This is a genomic window from Pseudarthrobacter sp. RHLT3-21, assembly GCF_059383495.1.
The window spans coordinates 1-17731 of the sequence record NZ_JBWZCI010000042.1; the positions used below are offsets into that span (position 1 = coordinate 1).

Below are 17731 nucleotides of genomic sequence, written 5' to 3' on the forward strand. Positions count from 1 at the left end.
CAGCACATGTTCAACGTCCGCATGGACTTCGAAATCGACGGCCCGCGCAACGCCGTCTACGAAGTGGACATGGAAATCCCCGAAGACAACCCCACACACACCGCTTTCAAGGCCGTCGACCGGCTCCTGGAGACCGAACAGGCCGCAATCCGCAAGGCAGACACCTCCAAGCACCGCTTCTGGAAAATCGCCAACCATGACAGCAGGAACCTCGTGGACGAACCAGTTGCCTACCGTCTCATCCCGACCGATGCCATCGTTCTGGCTGCCGGTGACGAATCGTATGTGAGCAAGCGCGCGCAGTTCGCCCGCAACAACCTCTGGGTCACCGCCTACGACCGCACGGAACGCTTCGCGGCCGGCGAGTTCCCCAACCAGGCCACCGGCGCCGACGACGGCCTGCACATCTGGACCCAGGCCGACCGAAACATCGTCGACCAGGACCTCGTGGTCTGGTACACCTTCGGCATGCACCACGTCGTCCGCCTCGAAGACTGGCCCGTCATGCCCCGCCAGAACATCGGCTTCAAGCTCGAACCCCACGGCTTCTTCGACCAAAACCCAACCCTGAACCTGCCCACCAACATCACCGCACCCGCCTCCACCGACACCGGACAGTGCTGCAACGGAACCGAACAATGAGCCGGCAAAGCGTCGTGGGGAAACCAAAAGACACGGCAACTTCCGGTGCCTCCAAGCCCCGCTCACAGCCGGGTAGCCTGAAGCCCAACACCCTGGGGCTGTGGGATGTGGTTTTCATGGCCGTCGCGACGTCCGCACCGATTACGGTGATGAGCGGAAATGTCCCGTTTGCGGTCGGCTACGGTGTCGGAACCGGAACCCCGGCAACATACATTTGGGCGACGGTTATCCTGTCGGTCTTTGCGATCGCATATGTCACGATGGCCCGCTATGTGACATCAACGGCCGCCTTCTACGGATTCATTTCCCGCGGTTTGGGACGCGTAGTCGGCCTCGGGACCGGCTACATGGTCACCTTCGGCTATATCGTCTTTGAAGCCAGCATCATCGGTATTTTCTCCTACTTCGCCCATCTGGCTTTCCAGGACCAATTGGGGGTGGACATCCATTGGGTTGTTTTCGCCTTGGTCGGCCTCGTCCTCATCGGGATACTGACCTACTTTGAGATCAGCCTCGCAGCGAAAATCCTGGCAATACTGCTGGCCACTGAGATCGGGATTCTCGCAGTCATGGCCTTCGGCGTGCTCTTCCATGGCGGTGGCCCCGACGGGCTGATGCCAGAGACGCTGAATCCGGTTATAGCGTTCGAACCAAACGGTCTGCAAGTCGCCGCGCCGGGACTTGCCCTGTTCATCGCGTTCTGGTCCTGGACCGGATTCGAATCGACAGTCATGTATGGGGAGGAATCGAAGAACCCGAAGAAGATCATCCCTATCGCCACGATGATCGCGGTCACCGGCGTCGGTGTCTTCTACACGTTTGTGTCCTGGATGTCCGTTGCCGGGAACGGTGCCGCAGGATCCATTGCTTTGGCGCAAAGCGCCAATCCCCTGGACATGTTCTTTCACCCCACGGACGTCTTTGTCGGCCACGGATGGGTTATGGCCATGGAATGGCTGATGATGACCGGATCCTTCGCTTGCGCAATGGCTTTCCACAACGCCGCAGCACGGTACATGTATTCGCTGGGAAGGGAAGGAGTCCTGCCCGGCGTATTTGGCAAGACCCATAAGAAGCACGGATCCCCCCACTTCGCGTCGTTCGTCCAGACAGGTTTTGCAATCCTGTGGGTTCTCGGGTTCTGGTTCTTTAACAAGGACCCATACCTGGATCTCTTTATCGTTCTGGCCGTGCTCGGGACATTCTCGCTCCTGATTGTGCAGACCGTGACCATGGCCGCTGTGTTCAACTATTTCCGCAAGCACCACCCGGAAGAAAAAGTGTGGCGCACCAAAGTCGCACCCATTCTCGGTGGACTGGGGATGTTGGGTGTTGTCATCCTGATGTGCCTGAACCTGGACACCGCTGCCGGGCCTGCAGCGTCGTCTCTGCTTTTCAAGCTCATCCCCTACATCGCCGCTGGGCTCTTCATCGTGGGGGCAGGCCAGGCACTTTACCTGCGGAAGACCAATCCGCTCAAGTATGAAACCATCGGCCACGTCGTTCTCGCTGACGACGCTCACGGCCCGGTCCTGGATGAACAAGATGTGACGCATCTTAGCCCGGTCGAGCTCGGTGTCGCCAAGGCGCTGGGGGAGACGCACGGCAAGCTGACTCTGCGCGATGAACTAGAGCTGGAACGCGAACTAGAGCGGGAGGAGGATCTGCGCTAGACAGGGGGTCCCCGGTGCGGCCGACAGCCGCACCGGGGACCGAACCCGTCCCTAACCCAAACCCAGTAGTGAGAGTGTGATCCGCGTGTTCAATATCCCCGCAATTACCTGGACCCTCACGGCCGTCCTGCTGCTTAGCGGAAGCTATCACTTCCTGCAGGCGACAAGGTCTCACCAGCTCACGGACCGGGTTAACAAGATCCTCCATGCCTTCATGAACGTCCTGATGGCGGCGATGGTGTGGAACCTCGTGCCCTCGACCGTGCTGGCGCAGATCGCCGTCCTCACCGGTGCGGCACTGTGGTTTGTCATTCAGGCGGTCGCCCGGCCGGAGTTCAAAATGCTCTGCGCGGGTAGCCAGGGCCGGCTAAAATGCGTCTACCACAGCCTCACTATGGCCGGCGCTGTTCTCATGGTCGCCATGATGATGGGTCATGTGACTACCGCCGGCCATGGAATCGTTCCGGCAGGCGGAATGTCACTCTCGAACGCCCACCACGCGATGGCAGCCGCAGCCCCAAGCACGGCTGCATCAACCTTTGATCGCTTACCCGATCTGGCCATCCCACTGACAGTATTCTTCGGAGCTGCGGCGGTAGTTTTCATTGTCCTTCTACTGCGTTTCCGGGTAACGAAAGCCACTATCCGCGACGCGGCGGCTCCAAAGTTCTCCGTCCGCGCAGAACACGGGCTCGAAGCTCTCGGCGCTGCCGTCATGGCCCTGATGTTTGCCACCATGTCGGCATGAACGGACACCCTCTTGCGCGGTGATGTGAACCCTGGCCTGCTTATAGTAGGCGTTCATTCTATGAATGATGCGTTCTATGAGCATGATTCACTCAAGGCCTAGATGTATTACCCACGGAGGTTAGTGACGCGGCTTGCTGGTGGCTGACCTTTGAGTGAGGTGTGGCCTCGGTGATGATCGTAGTCACGGAGCCACGCCGGGAAAGCGGCAACACGCTCGGCCTCTGACGTGTAGGGGCGGGCGTAGGCCCATTCCTCGAGCATGGTGCGGTTGAAGCGCTCGACCTTGCCGTTGGTCTGCGGGCGGTAGGGCCTGGTCCGCTTGTGTTTGATGTCCGGGCCGGGCGTTATGCAGGTAGGCGTAGCCGGGGCGTCGGTTCGCTGCGGTCCCCGTCTTGTTCCTGTTGCCCGCGTCCCGGTCCATGACGCGGTGGCCGCCACCGTCAGGGATGCGTCCGAGTTTTTTGATGTCGACGTGGATCAAATCGCCGGGCTTCTCGTGCTCGTAGCGGCGGATGACCCTGCCCGTGGCACGGTCCAGCCACGGGCAGTTTCGCCAGCCCGAACCGGGAGAGGACTTTGTGCACGGTGGACGGCTGGAGACACAGCAGATACGCGATCCGGGCAGGCCCCCATCGCCGGTTCACGCGCAGGGCGATGATCCGCCGCTCCCCGCCGTTGCGGGGTCCGCGAGGGAGAATCAAGAGGGCGGCTGGAGCGGTCCTCCATCCCCTTCTCGCCGTGTTCACGGTAACGGCCGGCCCAGCGTGCGGCGGTAGGAACGGAAACCTGGAAACGCTCGGCGGCCCGACGAAGCGGCCAGCCGTCCTCGACGATGCATCTGGCCAACTGCAGCCGGCCTTTGGGTGCGAGAAAAGCATTAGGGTGGGACATGAAGACCTCCGTTTGTGGAACTGGACTCTAGACAAGCCCCACTCCACCCGGAGGTCTTCTTTTTGTCACCTAACCACGCCGTCTGTCACTAACCTCCGTGGGTATTACACCTAGACACCGAGAGGGAATGCTTCCGAGGAAGCCATGATGACCCCCTCGCCACCACCGTCCTGGCAGTCTCCTTCGGCCGCAAGGTCCGCCGCACGGGTGGTGAGCACGTTCATCATGCAGGCCTGTATGTCGAGGGCCTGGAATCCGAGACGTCGGAGTAGCCGTGACGAACCTTCCGGGCCTCAAGCGACGGAAGGATTTTATGACGTCATCCGGCCGCCGTATGGGCGCGATAGAGCTGCGGGAAGGCCAGACGGAACTCTTGGTTTCCACCTGCGATGATCCCCATACCTGCCAGGCTTCAATTGCACTGACCGGAGAGGAAGCAGCTATCTTTGGTTACCTCCTGAGCGGGCAGCATTTGGCCATAAAGCCCTCGGAAGAATACAAGGACGTTTCGGGCATCGTCACCCGGTAGTTCTCGATGGCGCCGGACTCCTCGTCCCCAGAACCACCCCATGGGAAAGGCCCGTATCCGCACCCGGTGCCGTGTCTCCATTGTGGCGATCATGCGTGAAGGCGAGGTGCTCCCCTCGCCGTATATTCCAGCCCGAGCATAAGCAACAGCAGGATAACGCCGATTTCCCCCGAGAGGTGCGCATATTCCTTCATGCCTTCAAGCTCAACAATCCCGCCCGCGCCGAAGGCGAACCCCCAACAGAATGACCGGGATGGGCGACATACCGATCCGTTCGGCCAGCCTGGCCAACAGGCCAACGCAGAACACAACGGCCCCAGTTCGATGAGGGTCAGGCCAGCGGGCCCACGGTCTCTATCCGTGACGCAGGATCTCGGCCGCTGTTTCGAGGCCTTCCTGGGTGCCAACAACAGCTACCAGCAGGTGGCCGGTGTGAAGGACGACGTCGGGTCGCGGCGACGGGCGTACGCGGACAACGCCGCGACGGCTGGTCCAACTCACGCCCATCGCCGCGCTCACCGCGGCTGAAGACCCCGAGTCAACAAAGCCGCAGTCCCAAGCGCTAGTCCTTGAGGCTCCGGTGCGCCGCTATAGGGGATCATGGCGCAGCGAGTCCAGGGCTTCCGCGCCAGCGTCCAGCTGCTGGTAGACGTTCGTCTCGGCAGGCAGGAGCGTGGGCTCGGGGCCCAACAGGTTCTTGCGGAACTCGTCAAACATATTAGAACGTCTTCCCGGCCGAACCGAGCTGCTTGGTTGCCTCGACGACGCGGGCGGCCAGGCCTGCCTCGGCGGAAGCACCCCAGACGCGCGGATCATAGAGCTTCTTGTTGCCCACTTCGCCGTCGACCTTCAGCACGCCGTCGTAGTTCGTGAACATGTGGTCCACCACCGGACGCGTGTAGGCGTACTGGGTGTCGGTGTCGATGTTCATCTTGATCACGCCGTAGGAAACGGCGTCGGCGATCTCCTGGTCCGAAGAACCGGAGCCGCCATGGAACACGAGGTCGAACGGGCTGTCCTTGCCAAGCCTGGCTCCCACCTGAGCCTGGATATCCTTGAGGATCTCCGGGCGCAGCTTCACACCGCCCGGCTTGTACACACCGTGCACGTTGCCGAAGGTCAATGCCGTCATGTAACGGCCGTTCTCGCCGGCGCCGAGGGCTTCAATGGTGGCCAGGGCATCCTCGACCGTGGTGTACAGCTTGTCGTTGATGGCGTTTTCAACGCCGTCTTCCTCGCCGCCGACAATGCCGATTTCAACTTCGAGGATCATCTTCGCGGCGGCGGTGCGCTCGAGCAGTTCCCGGGCGGTGCTCAGGTTCTCGTTCAGCGGCTCGTGCGAACCGTCCCACATGTGGGAGTTGAAAATCGGGTTCCGGCCGGCCTTGACCTCTGCCTCGGAAGCTGCCAGCAGCGGCAGGACAAAGCCGTCCAGCTTGTCCTTGGGGCAGTGGTCCGTGTGCAGGGCGATGTTCACGCCGTAGTTCTTGGCCACTTCACGGGCGAACGCAGCGAAACCGAACGAACCGGCCACCATGTCCTTCGTGGAGGCGCCGGACCAGTACGCGGCACCGCCGGTGGACACCTGGACGATACCGTCGGACTCAGCCTCGGCGAAGCCGCGCAGCGCGGCGTTCAGCGTCTGCGAGGACGTGACGTTAACGGCCGGGAATGCATAGCCGCCGGCCTTGGCACGGTCAATCATCTCGGAGTAGATCTCTGGGGTTGCAATGGGCATGCTGACTCCTATGGTGAGTTTTCGTCTATGGGCCCTCCTGCTGGTTAGGCCGTGGTTCCTCGCCTGATTCCTGACCTGTCCGGGCTCCGAGAAAGGCCGGTTCGGTTGAGCCCTACTCTCGGCCTGCTCACCACTCCCCGCGTTGGCGAACCCGCACGTGAATCCCTTGGTGAAGCGCCAAACTACTCGGCAACTTCGCCGGTGGCTTCATAGCTGGCGATTTTGCCGATGCGACGCTCGTGGCGCTCGGCCTTGCTAAATGGTTCCGCCAGGAATGCCTCGATCAGTTCGGTGGCCTCCTTAACGGTGTGCTGGCGCCCGCCGACTGCCACCACGTTGGCGTCGTTGTGTTCGCGGGCCAGCTTGGCCGTGTCCAAGTTCCAGGCCAAGGCCGCGCGCACGCCTTTGACCTTGTTCGCGGCGATCTGCTCGCCGTTGCCCGATCCGCCCAGCACTATCCCGAGGGCGTCCACGCCAGCGGCCTGGTCGGCCGCGACGGCGGACGCCGCTTTGATGCAGAATGCCGGGTAATCGTCCTCGGCGTCATAGGCCGCAGGCCCGTGGTCCACCATCTCGTAGCCGTTGGCAGACAGTGCGGTGATGAGGTGGGAGCTGAGCTCCATGCCGGCGTGGTCGGTTGCGATGTGAACGCGCATGAGTGGTCCTTCAGGCTGGTTGGGGTGCAGTGTGGTTGGGGTGCAGTGATGTTGAGGTGAAGGCGAGCTGGCCGTTCGCACGCAGCGACTCGATGGCATCCGCAGGCGACGGCTTGCCGTACACCGCGGATCCGGCCACAAAGACGTTGGCACCGGCCTCCGCGGCGCGGGTGATGGTTTCCTCCGTAATGCCGCCGTCGACCTGGATGGCCACGTTCACCCCCGAACCCTCGACCGCCGCGCGGGCACGGCGGATCTTGGGCAACATGACATCCAGGAATGCCTGGCCGCCAAAGCCCGGCTCCACCGTCATGATCAACAGCATGTCCAGTTCGGGGAGCATGTCCAGGTACGGTTCCACCGGGGTGGCCGGGCGGAGTGCCATGCCTGCTTTAGCCCCGCGAGCGCGAAGTTCCCGGGCGAGCTTGATGGGGGCCTCGGACGCCTCGACGTGGAATGTCACCGAGCTCAGGCCGGCGTCGGCGAACTGTGGCGCCCAGCGGTCCACGTTGGAAATCATCAGGTGGGCGTCCAACGGCACGGGGCTGACCTTTTGCAGCCGTTCCACGACGGGCAGGCCAATGGTCAGATTCGGCACGAAGTGGTTGTCCATGACATCCACGTGCACGGCATCGGCGTTGCTGATGCGGGCAAGCTCGGCCTCGAGGTTGACGAAGTCGGCCGAGAGGATGCTGGGGTTGATGCAGCACTTCAAAGGTGATGCGGACATGGTGTCTGCCTTTCGGTAGCGGTCAGAGCTCGGTGGGTCAGGATGCCTTCCGTGCGGTGGCGAGGGCGCCTTCGACGTCGGCCAGCAGTTCCTTCCAGCTGGCCACGAACTTGTCCAGGCCTTCGGATTCCAGGAGCGCTACAACCTCGTTGTAGGAGATGCCCAGTGCGTCCAGGGCGTTCAGCACGCCGTTGGATTCCTCGTAGGTGCCGGTAATCGTGTCACCGGTGACCACGCCGTGGTCGAAGGTGGCGTCGAGGGTCTTCTCGGGCATGGTGTTGACGACGTCGGAAGCAACCAGTCCGGTCACGTACAGAGTGTCGGGGTAGGCCGGGTCCTTGACGCCGGTGGAGGCCCACAGCGGACGCTGCGGGCGTGCGCCGGCTGCGGCCAGGACTGCCCAGCGCTCGGTGGAGAAGAGCTCTTCGTACACCTGGTAGGCCAGGCGGGCGTTCGCCACGCCGGCCTTGCCCTTGAGAGCCTTGGCTTCGGTGGTGCCGATGGCGTCAAGGCGCTTGTCGATTTCGGAGTCCACGCGGGAAACGAAGAACGATGCCACCGAGTGGATCCTGGCGAGGTCGTGCCCGTTTTCCTTGGCCAGTTCCAGGCCCCCCTGAAAGGCGTTGATAACGGCGCGGTAGCGCTCCAGGGAGAAAATCAGGGTCACGTTGACGCTGATGCCCTCGCCCAGGGTTGCCGTGATGGCCGCGAGGCCTTCGAGGGTTGCCGGGATCTTGATGAGGACGTTGTCCTTGTCCACCTTCTTGTACAGGTTCTTGGCCTCAACGATGGTGCCTTCGGTGTCCCAGGCCAGGCGGGGGTCGACCTCGATGGAGACACGGCCGTCGACGCCGTTAGTGGCGGCGGCAACCGGGGCGAAGAGGTCGCAGGCGTCGGCGACGTCGGTGGTGGTGATCTCGAAGATCGTCTCCTCGACGCCGGCGCCCTGCGCGGCAAGTTCGGCAATCTTTGCATCGTAGTCAGTGCCGGAGGTGATCGCGGCCTGGAAGATGGACGGGTTGGTGGTCACGCCGACGACGCTCTTTTCGTCGATGAGCTTCTGCAGGCTGCCGCTGGCGAGCCGCTCGCGGGAGAGGTCGTCCAGCCAGATGGACACACCGGCGTCGGAGAGCTGTGCGGTGGGTGTTGCGTTGGTCATGGCTTCTGCTTCTTCCTTCGAAAATGATGAACAGTTGAGAGTTTGCGGCGGCGCCGCGGGACGCCCCCCATGAGGTCGTCCCGCGGCGCCGGCCGCAGTGCAGTTGAAAGGTTAGTTGCGGGCCGCGGCGAGGGAATCCTTGGCAGCGGCGGCAACAGCCTCCGCGGTAATGCCGAACTCCTGGAACAGGCGCTTGTAGTCTGCCGAAGCACCGTAGTGCTCGAGGCTGATGGAACGGCCGGCGTCGCCGACGAATTCCTTCCAGCCCAGGGCCAGGCCGGCCTCCACGGAGACGCGGGCCTTGACGGCGGCGGGCAGCACGGACTCGCGGTAAGCGGCGTCCTGCTTGTTGAACCACTCAACGCACGGCATGGAGATGACGCGGGCGGCGATGCCTTCGGCCTGGAGGGCTTCGCGGGCCTGGACGGCCAACTGCACCTCGGAGCCGGTGGCGATCAGCAGCACCTGGGCCGGGACGGTAGCGCCGTCCTTGGATGCCTCGGCCAGCACGTAGCCGCCCTTGGCCACCTCGGCAGGGGAAGCAAAGGTGTCGCCCTCGGCCGCGCCCACGCCGCGGGCGAAGGTGGGAACGTTCTGACGGGTCAGGATTATGCCTGCCGGGTTCTCGTGGTTCTCCAGCATGGTCTTCCACGCTATGCCCACCTCGTTCGCGTCGCCGGGACGAACCACGTCCAGGCCGGGGATCGCACGCAGGGTGCAGAGCTGCTCCACCGGCTGGTGGGTGGGGCCGTCCTCACCGAGGCCGATGGAGTCGTGGGACCACACGTAGATGGACGGGGCGCCCATGAGTGCGGAGAGGCGGATGGCGGGGCGCTGGTAGTCGCTGAAGATCAGGAACGTGCCGGAAAAAGCGCGGGTCCGGCCGTGCAGCGAGATGCCGTTCACGATCGACGCCGCGGCGTGCTCGCGGATGCCGAAGTGCAGGACCCGGCCGTACGGGTTGCCCTTCCACGTATCCGTGGAGCGGGAGGCCGGGATGAACGACGGCGATCCCTCGATGGTGGTGTTGTTGGACTCAGCAAGGTCGGCCGAACCGCCCCACAGTTCCGGCATGACCGGTCCGATCGCGTTCAGGACCTTGCCGGACGCTGCACGCGTGGAGACGTCCTTGCCGGCTTCGAAGACCGGCAGGGCGGCGTCGAGTCCGGCGGGAAGCTTTTTGGCTTCGATCCGCTCCAACAAGGCAGCGCCCTCGGGGTTGGCTGCCTGCCAGGCGTTGAAGGACTCATCCCATTCCTTGCGGGCCGCGGCACCGCGGTCAACTACGGAGCGGGCGTGCGCCAGGACGTCCTGGTCCACCTCGAAGGACTTGGCCGGATCGAAGCCCAGAACCTCCTTGAGGCCGGCGACTTCATCTGCGCCCAAGGCTGAACCGTGGATCTTGCCCGTGTTCTGCTTCTTCGGCGCCGGGTAGCCGATGATGGTGCGCAGCGAGATGATGGACGGCTTGGAGGTCTCAGCCTTCGCGGCGACCAGGGCCGAGTACAGCTCCTGGACGTCTTCGACGTATTCGCCCGTCTCGGTCCAGTCCACGCGCTGGGTGTGCCAGCCGTAGGCCTCGTAACGCTTCAGGACATCTTCGGTGAAGGAGATGTCGGTGTCGTCCTCAATGGAGATGTGGTTCTCGTCGTAGATCACTACGAGGTTACCCAGTTCCTGGTGCCCGGCCAGGGAGGAAGCCTCGGAGGTCACGCCTTCCTGGATGTCGCCGTCGGAGGCGATGACCCAGATGATGTGGTCAAACGGGGACGTGCCCTCGGCAGCGTCGGCGTCGAACAGGCCGCGCATCCGGCGCTGTGAGTAGGCGAAGCCCACCGAGGAGGCCAGGCCCTGGCCCAGCGGCCCGGTGGTGATTTCGACACCGGCAGTGTGCTTGTACTCCGGGTGGCCCGGCGTCAGGGAATCCCAGGTGCGGAGCGCCTTAAGGTCGTCCAGTTCCAGGCCGTAGCCGGACAGGAACAGCTGGATGTACAGGGTCAGCGAGGAGTGCCCGGGTGAGAGGATGAAACGGTCCCGTCCCAGCCAGTCCGGGTCGCGCGGGTCGTGGCGCATCAGCTTCTGGAAAAGAAGGTAGGCGGCCGGTGCCAGGCTCATGGCCGTGCCGGGGTGGCCGTTGCCGACCTTCTCGACGGCGTCCGCGGCCAAAACACGGGCTGTGTCCACCGCACGCCCGTCCGCGTGCGTCCAGTCGAGTGTTGCTGAATTTGTAGTGCTGGAGAGCATCACATTTGTTGTCGGGTTCACGGTTTGTCCTCTTTGATCTGGTCATCGGCCTGTAGCGGCCGGACGGATGCTTTCTGGTTGATAACCATGATTGCGAAACAAATGGGCAGGGGTAACACTGTTTTCTGACGGTTCTTACTACCCTTTAGGGTTGGTTGGACGTTTCCGCCCGGGTATGCTGGCCGGATGAGCGCTGCCGCTGACCCACCCCTGAAGGAATCTGCTATGCCCCTGCCAGACCTGCCGTGGCCACTTTTGGAGAGCGTGGCAGCAGTGGCCGATGCCCCCTTAGCCCAGATAGCGGAGCGACTGCGTGAGGCCACCCTCCCTTGCATGGGAAGCAGCGCGCTGGTCATCTTCACCGAAGACTGCACGGGGCGGCCGCAGAAGAAGGCAGGCGCCGAAGAGATCATTTCCCGGGCCTCCATCGCCGAGCTGGACACGCTTCGCGCTACCCTTTCGGATGAGACACCCTGGTTCGGGGAAGCCGAGCTCGCCGGCCGGCCCCGCCAGGTGCTCGCCCTGAAGCACGCCTCCAGCAATGCCCTTCTCGTCCTCACGGATCCTCACCCTGCCGATCCGGGACACAACGCCGGGCTGGACCTGGTGAAGTACCTGTGGCGCCTTACTGCGCGGCGGATCCGGGAGAAAGTGGCCGATGCGCCGCCGTCGTACCTGCTGGAATCACGGGCGGCTTCCGCTGAACGCCTCCGCGTGACGGCGGAACTGACCGATCTGCACTCCACCACCCTGGAGACCCTCCTGGCAGCCCTGCGTTCGTCCTCCTTGGACGATGCATTAGCCCGCTCAACCGTCACTGACCTCACCGCCAAGGCCTTAATCGGGCTCCGCACCCATAGTGACCGCACGACGGACCTGGTAAAAGAGCCCGTCGCCAAGGCCTTCGAACGCCTACGCGAGGACCTGCGACCGCTCACACGCTACAGCGGCATCGAGATCGAATTTATCGAACCGCCGCTGAATGGAAGGGCCCTGCCCGGCGAAGTTGCCCACGCGGCACGGGCCATCGTCCGCGGACTTGTGCTGGCCATGACGGAACAACCGGACGTCAGCAGAGTACGGACGCAGTGGGACTGCGACGGCGAAAACCTGCTGATCAACGTACGCGACGACGGCCGGGGTGCACTCGCCGCCGATGCTCCGAGCATCGCCCGCCTGGACCGCCGGGTCCAGGCGCTCACCGGACAGCTGCGGATCGACGTCATGCCAGGCTGGGGTGCGGACGTCTTCGTCACTCTCCCCTTGGACCTGCCGGCACGCCCGGCCGGGGATGTCGCCGGATGGGACCTTGCCGCCCGGGAGCTCGAAGTGCTCCAGCACCTTGTGGCCGGACAACGCAACCGTACAATCGCCTCAGCGCTGGGCATCAGCGAGAATACGGTCAAGTTCCATGTGCGGAACCTGTTCAGGAAGCTCGACGTCGGCTCACGCACCGAGGCCATCGCCCTGGCACACAGCCACGGGCTCCGGTGACCCGTGTAGGAACCCCGCTGACCGGCCGACGCAAGAAGGACGGCCCCGCCTCCCTCGGAGCGGGGCCGTTGTGCTGTCTGATCAGCCGGCCGTGACAGCCGCAAGCGAAGTGGACTCTTCGGCTGCTTCCGGCTCCACTGCGTGCGGCACAAACCGGACGAACATTGCCTTGAAGCCGGGAGTGTTGGATTCCCTGGCGACGTTTTCCTTGTGGACCAGGGCGTTGGCTTCCGGGAAATACGCGGCGGCGCAGCCCTTGGCCGTGGGGTAGGCCACCAGCCGGAACTTGTCCGCCTGCCGGTCGTGGCCGCGGAAGGTGCTGACCACGTCCACCAGGTCCCGGTCCTGGAAACCCAGTTCTGCCAGGTCTTCAGGGTGTACCAGGATCACCCGGCGGCCGCCCGAGATGCCCCGGTACCGGTCATCCAGGCCGTAGAACGTGGTGTTGTACTGGTCGTGGCTGCGGATGGTCTGGAGTACCAGATGGCCGTCCGGCGGGGTCAGGTATTCCAGCGGGCTGACGGTGAAGCGGCCACGGCCGATGTCCGTCTTGAAGGAGCGGGTGTCCCGTGGCGGGTTGGGCAGCACAAAGCCGTTTTTGGTCCGGACCCTGGCGTTGAAGTCCTCGAACCCGGGCAGGACGCGGGAGATGTGGTCGCGGACCACGTCGTAGTCCTCGGCCATGGCCTTCCAGTCCACGAGGTGGTCCTTGCCGAAGGTCGCTTCTGCCATCCGCGCGACGATCACCGGCTCGGCGAGCAGGTGCTCGGAGACCGGCGCCAGCCTGCCTTGGGTGGAGTGGACCACCGACATGGAGTCCTCTACGGACAGGAACTGCGCGCCCTTGGGGTGCTTGTCGTCTTTGTCCGTCCGGCCCAGCGTGGGCAGGATCAGCGACGTGCGCCCGTGCACCACGTGGGACCGGTTCGGTTTGGTGGAGATATGCACCGTTAGGCCGATCCGCTGCATGCCCGCTTCCAGGGTTTCCGTGTCCGAGCAGGCGAGCGAGAAGTTGCCACCCATGGACACAAAAACGTCCACATCGTCGCGCTCGAAGGCCTCCATGGATTCCACGGCGTCATAGCCGTGGTGCCGCGGGGACTCGATCCCGAACTCCGCATCGAGGGACGCCAGGAGCCACTCCTTAGGCTTTTCCCAGATGCCCATGGTCCGGTCGCCCTGGACGTTCGAGTGGCCGCGGACCGGGCAGGCCCCGGCGCCTGGCTTGCCGAAGTTGCCCTGCAGCAGCAGGACGTTGACCATCTCCTTGATGGTGTCCACCGAGTGCGGCTGCTGCGTGACGCCGAGTGCCCAGCAGAAGATCGTGGCCTTGGACCGGACCAGCATCCCGGCGACGTCCTCGATCTGCTTCCGGGACAGGCCGGTCGCCTTTTCGGTTTCGTCCCAGTCCAGTTCCTGGCGGGCCCCGCGGTAGGCGTCAAAACCGTCAGTCTGCGCCTCAACGAAGGAGCGGTCGACGACGGTGCCCGGGTTCCGCTCCTCCTCCGCCAGGAGGAGGTGGCCGAGGGCCTGGAACAGGGCCAGGTCCCCGCCCACCTTGATCTGCAGGTATTCGTCGGCGAGCGGGGTGCCGCCGCCGACCACCCCGGAGATGGTCTGCGGATCCTTGAAGTTGAACAGCCCGGCCTCCGGCAGCGGGTTGACCGCCACCACCTTGCCGCCGTTGTCCTTGCACTCCTTCAGCGCAGACAGCATCCGGGGATGGTTGGTGCCGGGGTTCTGCCCCACCACAAAGATCAGCTCCGAATCGTGGATGTCGTCCAGGGAGACGGTTCCTTTGCCGATGCCGATGGTCGGGTTCAGCGCCGAGCCCGAGGACTCGTGGCACATATTCGAACAGTCCGGCAGGTTGTTGGTCCCCAAAGCCCGCGCGAACAGCTGATACATAAACGCCGTCTCGTTCGCGGTGCGGCCGGAGGTGTAGAAGACGCACCGGTCCGGCGTGGACGCCCGGATGTGCTCACCGATCAGCTCGAAGGCTTCGGCCCAGGAAATCGGCGAATAGTGGGTGTCACCGTCGCGGATCACCACCGGTTCGCTGAGCCTGCCCTGGTTACCCAGCCAGTACTCCGTCTTCCCGGACAGCTCGGCGATGGAATGCCGGGCCCAGAACTCCGCCCCCACCGTCCGGAGCGTCGCCTCCTCGGCCACGGCCTTGGCGCCGTTTTCGCAGAACTCGGCCGCCTTGCGCTTCTTGTCCGACTCCGGCCACGCACAGCCGGGGCAGTCAAAACCACCCCGCTGGTTCACCCGCAGCAACGACTGAGCCGTCCGGGACACTCCGGCCTGCGCGACGGCGCGCTCCAGCGCAACCATCACCGCTTTGACGCCGGCGGCTTCCTTTTTCGGCTGGTGGATATCGAGATCGTCCTCGTTGATGTCCGCAATTGGCGCGGGCTGCTTGCCGAACTTCATTGTTCCAACTTCCTTACCGGCTAATGCCGTACTTGTTCAAAACGCCCGATGAGGCGCGCCAGCTGTCCTGGCGCGCCTCGGTGGGATCCTGCTGATGGGGAACCCTGATTTACAAGGAAACCTTAGCCAGAGTTTCCCGTTCAGCTCCGATCGTAGTGTTGTCGCCGTGGCCGGTGCGAACCACGGTTTCGGCCGGCAGCGTCAGCAGCCGTTCCCGGATGGAGGTCAGGATCGTGGGGTAGTCGCTGTAGGAGCGTCCCGTCGCTCCCGGGCCACCGTTAAAGAGGGTGTCACCGGTGAAGACCGTTCCCTCACTTTCGAGGTAAAAGCAGGTGGAGCCCGGGGAATGGCCCGGGGTTTGGATGGCCAACAGCGCGGTGCCGCCCACCTCGAACACGTCGCCGTCCCCGTGGTACCGGTCCGGTTCAGTATCAGGGTAGACCTGCTTCCAGAGGACCAGGTCCTCCGGGTTCAGGTGGATCGGGGCGCCGACAGCGTCCGCGACCTGCCGCGCGGCGCCGATGTGGTCATTGTGCGCGTGGGTCAGCAGGATGGCCAGGACCTTCCGGCCGCGGACCTGGTTGATGATCGCCTCGGCGTCATGCGGGCAGTCGATGATCACGCATTCATCGTCGTTGCCCACGATCCAGACGTTGTTGTCCACGTCCCAGGTGCCGCCGTCGAGCGCAAAAGTGCCCGCGGTGACCAGGTTTTCGATGGTGACTGTCATTAGAGCTCCTTCAGAGACTGTACTTCGACGACCGAGCGCAGGACTTTGCCCTCGTGCATCTTGGCGAAGGCTTCCTCCACCTGGTCAATGGTGATGCGCTCGGTGACGAAGGCGTCCAGGTCCAGGTTGCCCTGCTTGTAGTGCGCCACCAGCATCGGGAAATCACGGGAGGGCAGGCAGTCGCCGTACCAGGAGGACTTCAGCGACCCGCCCCGGCCAAAGACGTCCAGCAGGGGCAGCTCAAGTTTCATGTCCGGCGTCGGGACGCCCACCAGCACCACCCGGCCGGCGAGGTCGCGGGCGTAGAACGCCTGCTTGTACGTTTCGGGACGGCCGACGGCGTCAATCACCACGTCCGCTCCGTTGCCGTTAGTGAGGGCCCGGATGGCCTCGATGGGGTCTGCCTTGCTGGAATCCACGCCGTGCGTTGCGCCCAGGGACTTGGCCATGTCCACCTTATTCGCGTCGATGTCCACCGCAATGATCGTGGTGGCCCCTGCCAGCTTTGCCCCGGCGATCGCTGCGATGCCCACGCCGCCGCAGCCGATCACCGCCACTGATTCGCCGCGCTTGACCTCACCGGTGTTGATGGCGGCACCGATGCCGGCCATCACACCGCAGCCGAGCAGCCCGACGGCGGCGGCATCGGCGTCCTCGTCAATCTTCGTGCACTGCCCGGCGGCCACCAGTGTCTTCTCCGCGAAGGCGCCGATGCCCAGCGCGGGAGACAGCTCGGTGCCGTCCTCAAGCGTCATCTTCTGCGTGGCATTGTGCGTGTTGAAGCAGTACTGCGGCTGGCCCTTGGCACAAGCCCTACACTCGCCGCAGACGGCACGCCAGTTCAGGATCACGCGGTCGCCCGGCGCCACCTGCGTGACGCCCGGGCCGACGGCGCTGACCACACCCGTGGCCTCATGGCCCAGCAGGTAGGGGAACTCGTCGCCGATGCCGCCCTGCTTGTAGTGCAGGTCTGTGTGGCAGACTCCGCACGTGAGAATGTCTACCAGCGCCTCCCCCGGCCCCGGATCCGGGACCAGGATAGTCTCCAGCGAAACCGGGGCATTCTTCTCCCTGGCGATGACCGCCTTGACTTTGTGAACCATTTTTTGTGTTCCTTTCCTGGATCCGGGCGGATCCGGTGAGTCGAGTTCCCCTTATACGGCGATCAGTGACAAGCGGTCCCGGTTACGTTCTGGCTCCCCGCTGCAGGTGAATGTCACGCTGCTGGCTTGATGCAGTCCGGAAGTACCAAGACTGCGAACCGTTTCGCCGAAGACTTCGTCGGGGTCGAGGCGGCGGAGTTCTTCGGCGAGGCAGTCTTTGAGGCTGCGGCGTGGCAGGGAGATGCGTTGGGCGGGCTGTCCGGGCTGGGTGAGTTCCGCGACGGAGAGTCCGGGGCGGAAGAGCTGGACGTCGCCGGTGTGGCGGGTGAGGCGGACGCGGCGGATGCCGGTGCCGGCGGGGTCCGCGACGATGGTCACGGGCGCGTCCAGGGCAAGGGTCAGCCAGGCCGCGAGCAGGATGGTGGACGGGGAGTCGGAGGCGCCTTCGACGGCGACGGCGGTGACGGGGGAGGAGTCCACCTGGTCCAGGACGGCCGCGAGCTGGATCCGCCAGTTCGTCAGCCGGGTCCAGGCGAGGTCGGTGTCGCCGGCCTTGTAGGTGGCCCGGATGTTTTCGAGTGCCAGCTGGGGGTCTGTTTCGTTGGCGGAGTCCGTGATCCGGCGGTGCGCGATCCGGCCCACTGAGGTTTCGCAGGCGTTCTCCGGTGCCCCGTGCGGCCACCACGCCACGATCGGGGCGTCCGGGAGCAGCAGGGCCGCGACCAGGGATTCGCTTTCGTGGGCGAGTTCGCCGTAGCCGCGGAGCACGATGACCTCGGACGCGCCGGCGTCACCGCCCACCCGGATCTGCGCGTCGAGCCGGTTCGGGGCGGTCGCCCCGGCGTCTGCGAGGACGATGATCCGGCAGGGGTGTTCGCGGCTGGCCTCGTTCGCGGCCTCGATCGCTTCTTCCTCGAGCCCGGACCGGGTCACGACCACAAGGGTCAGGACCCGGC

Annotated in this window: 15 protein-coding genes and 3 pseudogenes; 5 read left to right on the top strand and 13 right to left on the bottom strand. The window is 64.2% G+C overall.

The window, feature by feature from the left end; genetic code table 11:
• From AC50YA_RS22410 to AC50YA_RS22420, 3 genes are all read left to right on the top strand, one after another.
• The coding region (locus AC50YA_RS22410) for a copper amine oxidase (protein ID WP_494984370.1) at window positions 1-642 on the top strand (642 nt) is incomplete at its 5' end.
• Complete coding sequence (locus AC50YA_RS22415; RefSeq protein WP_494984371.1) at window positions 639-2315, top strand: APC family permease; 1677 nt, start codon at window positions 639-641, stop codon at window positions 2313-2315. The genes AC50YA_RS22410 and AC50YA_RS22415, both read left to right, overlap by 4 nt.
• Before the next feature lie 85 nt (window positions 2316-2400).
• Window positions 2401-3063, top strand: a complete 663-nt coding sequence (locus AC50YA_RS22420) for a DUF5134 domain-containing protein (protein ID WP_494984372.1) — start codon at window positions 2401-2403, stop codon at window positions 3061-3063.
• A gap of 107 nt (window positions 3064-3170) precedes the next feature.
• On the opposite strand, the pseudogene AC50YA_RS22425 reads toward AC50YA_RS22420, so the two are convergent.
• A pseudogene (locus AC50YA_RS22425) lies at window positions 3171-3956 on the bottom strand (integrase core domain-containing protein).
• A gap of 274 nt (window positions 3957-4230) precedes the next feature.
• Between AC50YA_RS22425 and AC50YA_RS22430 the strand changes: the two are divergent.
• Complete coding sequence (locus tag AC50YA_RS22430) at window positions 4231-4485, top strand: cation:proton antiporter regulatory subunit (protein ID WP_494984373.1); 255 nt, start codon at window positions 4231-4233, stop codon at window positions 4483-4485.
• 116 nt (window positions 4486-4601) lie between these two features.
• On the opposite strand, the pseudogene AC50YA_RS22435 reads toward AC50YA_RS22430, so the two are convergent.
• From AC50YA_RS22435 to tkt, 8 genes and pseudogenes are all read right to left on the bottom strand, one after another.
• Window positions 4602-4820: pseudogene (locus tag AC50YA_RS22435) on the bottom strand (cation:proton antiporter); the annotation flags it as partial.
• Window positions 4821-4839: 19 nt separating this feature from the next.
• Window positions 4840-4986, bottom strand: a complete 147-nt coding sequence (locus tag AC50YA_RS22440; RefSeq protein ID WP_494984384.1) for a hypothetical protein — start codon at window positions 4984-4986, stop codon at window positions 4840-4842.
• A gap of 93 nt (window positions 4987-5079) precedes the next feature.
• Window positions 5080-5202 (bottom strand): annotated as a pseudogene (locus tag AC50YA_RS22445) (DUF3151 domain-containing protein); the annotation flags it as partial.
• A gap of 1 nt (window position 5203) precedes the next feature.
• Window positions 5204-6223, bottom strand: coding sequence for a class II fructose-bisphosphate aldolase (gene fbaA, locus AC50YA_RS22450; RefSeq protein WP_494984374.1), 1020 nt, complete (start codon window positions 6221-6223; stop codon window positions 5204-5206).
• 182 nt (window positions 6224-6405) lie between these two features.
• Window positions 6406-6879, bottom strand: coding sequence for a ribose-5-phosphate isomerase (locus AC50YA_RS22455; protein ID WP_494984375.1), 474 nt, complete (start codon window positions 6877-6879; stop codon window positions 6406-6408).
• 10 nt (window positions 6880-6889) lie between these two features.
• Window positions 6890-7609, bottom strand: coding sequence for a ribulose-phosphate 3-epimerase (rpe, locus tag AC50YA_RS22460; protein WP_494984376.1), 720 nt, complete (start codon window positions 7607-7609; stop codon window positions 6890-6892).
• 37 nt (window positions 7610-7646) lie between these two features.
• Complete coding sequence (gene tal / locus AC50YA_RS22465; protein ID WP_494984377.1) at window positions 7647-8768, bottom strand: transaldolase; 1122 nt, start codon at window positions 8766-8768, stop codon at window positions 7647-7649.
• 111 nt (window positions 8769-8879) lie between these two features.
• Window positions 8880-11012, bottom strand: a complete 2133-nt coding sequence (gene tkt, locus AC50YA_RS22470) for a transketolase (RefSeq protein ID WP_494984383.1) — start codon at window positions 11010-11012, stop codon at window positions 8880-8882.
• A 225-nt stretch (window positions 11013-11237) separates the two neighbouring features.
• Here tkt and AC50YA_RS22475 point away from each other — a divergent pair, with 225 nt between their 5' ends.
• A complete protein-coding gene (locus AC50YA_RS22475; protein WP_494984378.1) occupies window positions 11238-12506 on the top strand; it encodes a helix-turn-helix transcriptional regulator in 1269 nt (422 codons plus the stop codon).
• Between the two features lie 81 nt (window positions 12507-12587).
• Here AC50YA_RS22475 and AC50YA_RS22480 read toward each other — a convergent pair whose 3' ends face one another.
• The 4 genes from AC50YA_RS22480 to AC50YA_RS22495 form a co-directional block, all read right to left on the bottom strand.
• The gene (locus AC50YA_RS22480) at window positions 12588-14942 is read right to left on the bottom strand and encodes an FdhF/YdeP family oxidoreductase (protein WP_494984379.1); all 2355 of its coding nucleotides are present in this window, start codon (window positions 14940-14942) and stop codon (window positions 12588-12590) included.
• 109 nt (window positions 14943-15051) lie between these two features.
• On the bottom strand, window positions 15052-15672 hold the full coding sequence (locus tag AC50YA_RS22485) for an MBL fold metallo-hydrolase (protein ID WP_494984380.1): 621 nt from the start codon (window positions 15670-15672) through the stop codon (window positions 15052-15054).
• A complete protein-coding gene (locus tag AC50YA_RS22490; RefSeq protein ID WP_494984381.1) occupies window positions 15672-16775 on the bottom strand; it encodes an S-(hydroxymethyl)mycothiol dehydrogenase in 1104 nt (367 codons plus the stop codon). Before AC50YA_RS22490 ends, AC50YA_RS22485 begins: the two co-directional genes overlap by 1 nt.
• Window positions 16776-16826: 51 nt before the next feature.
• A partial coding sequence (locus AC50YA_RS22495) for a glucose-6-phosphate dehydrogenase assembly protein OpcA (protein WP_494984382.1) occupies window positions 16827-17731 on the bottom strand: 905 nt, incomplete at its 5' end.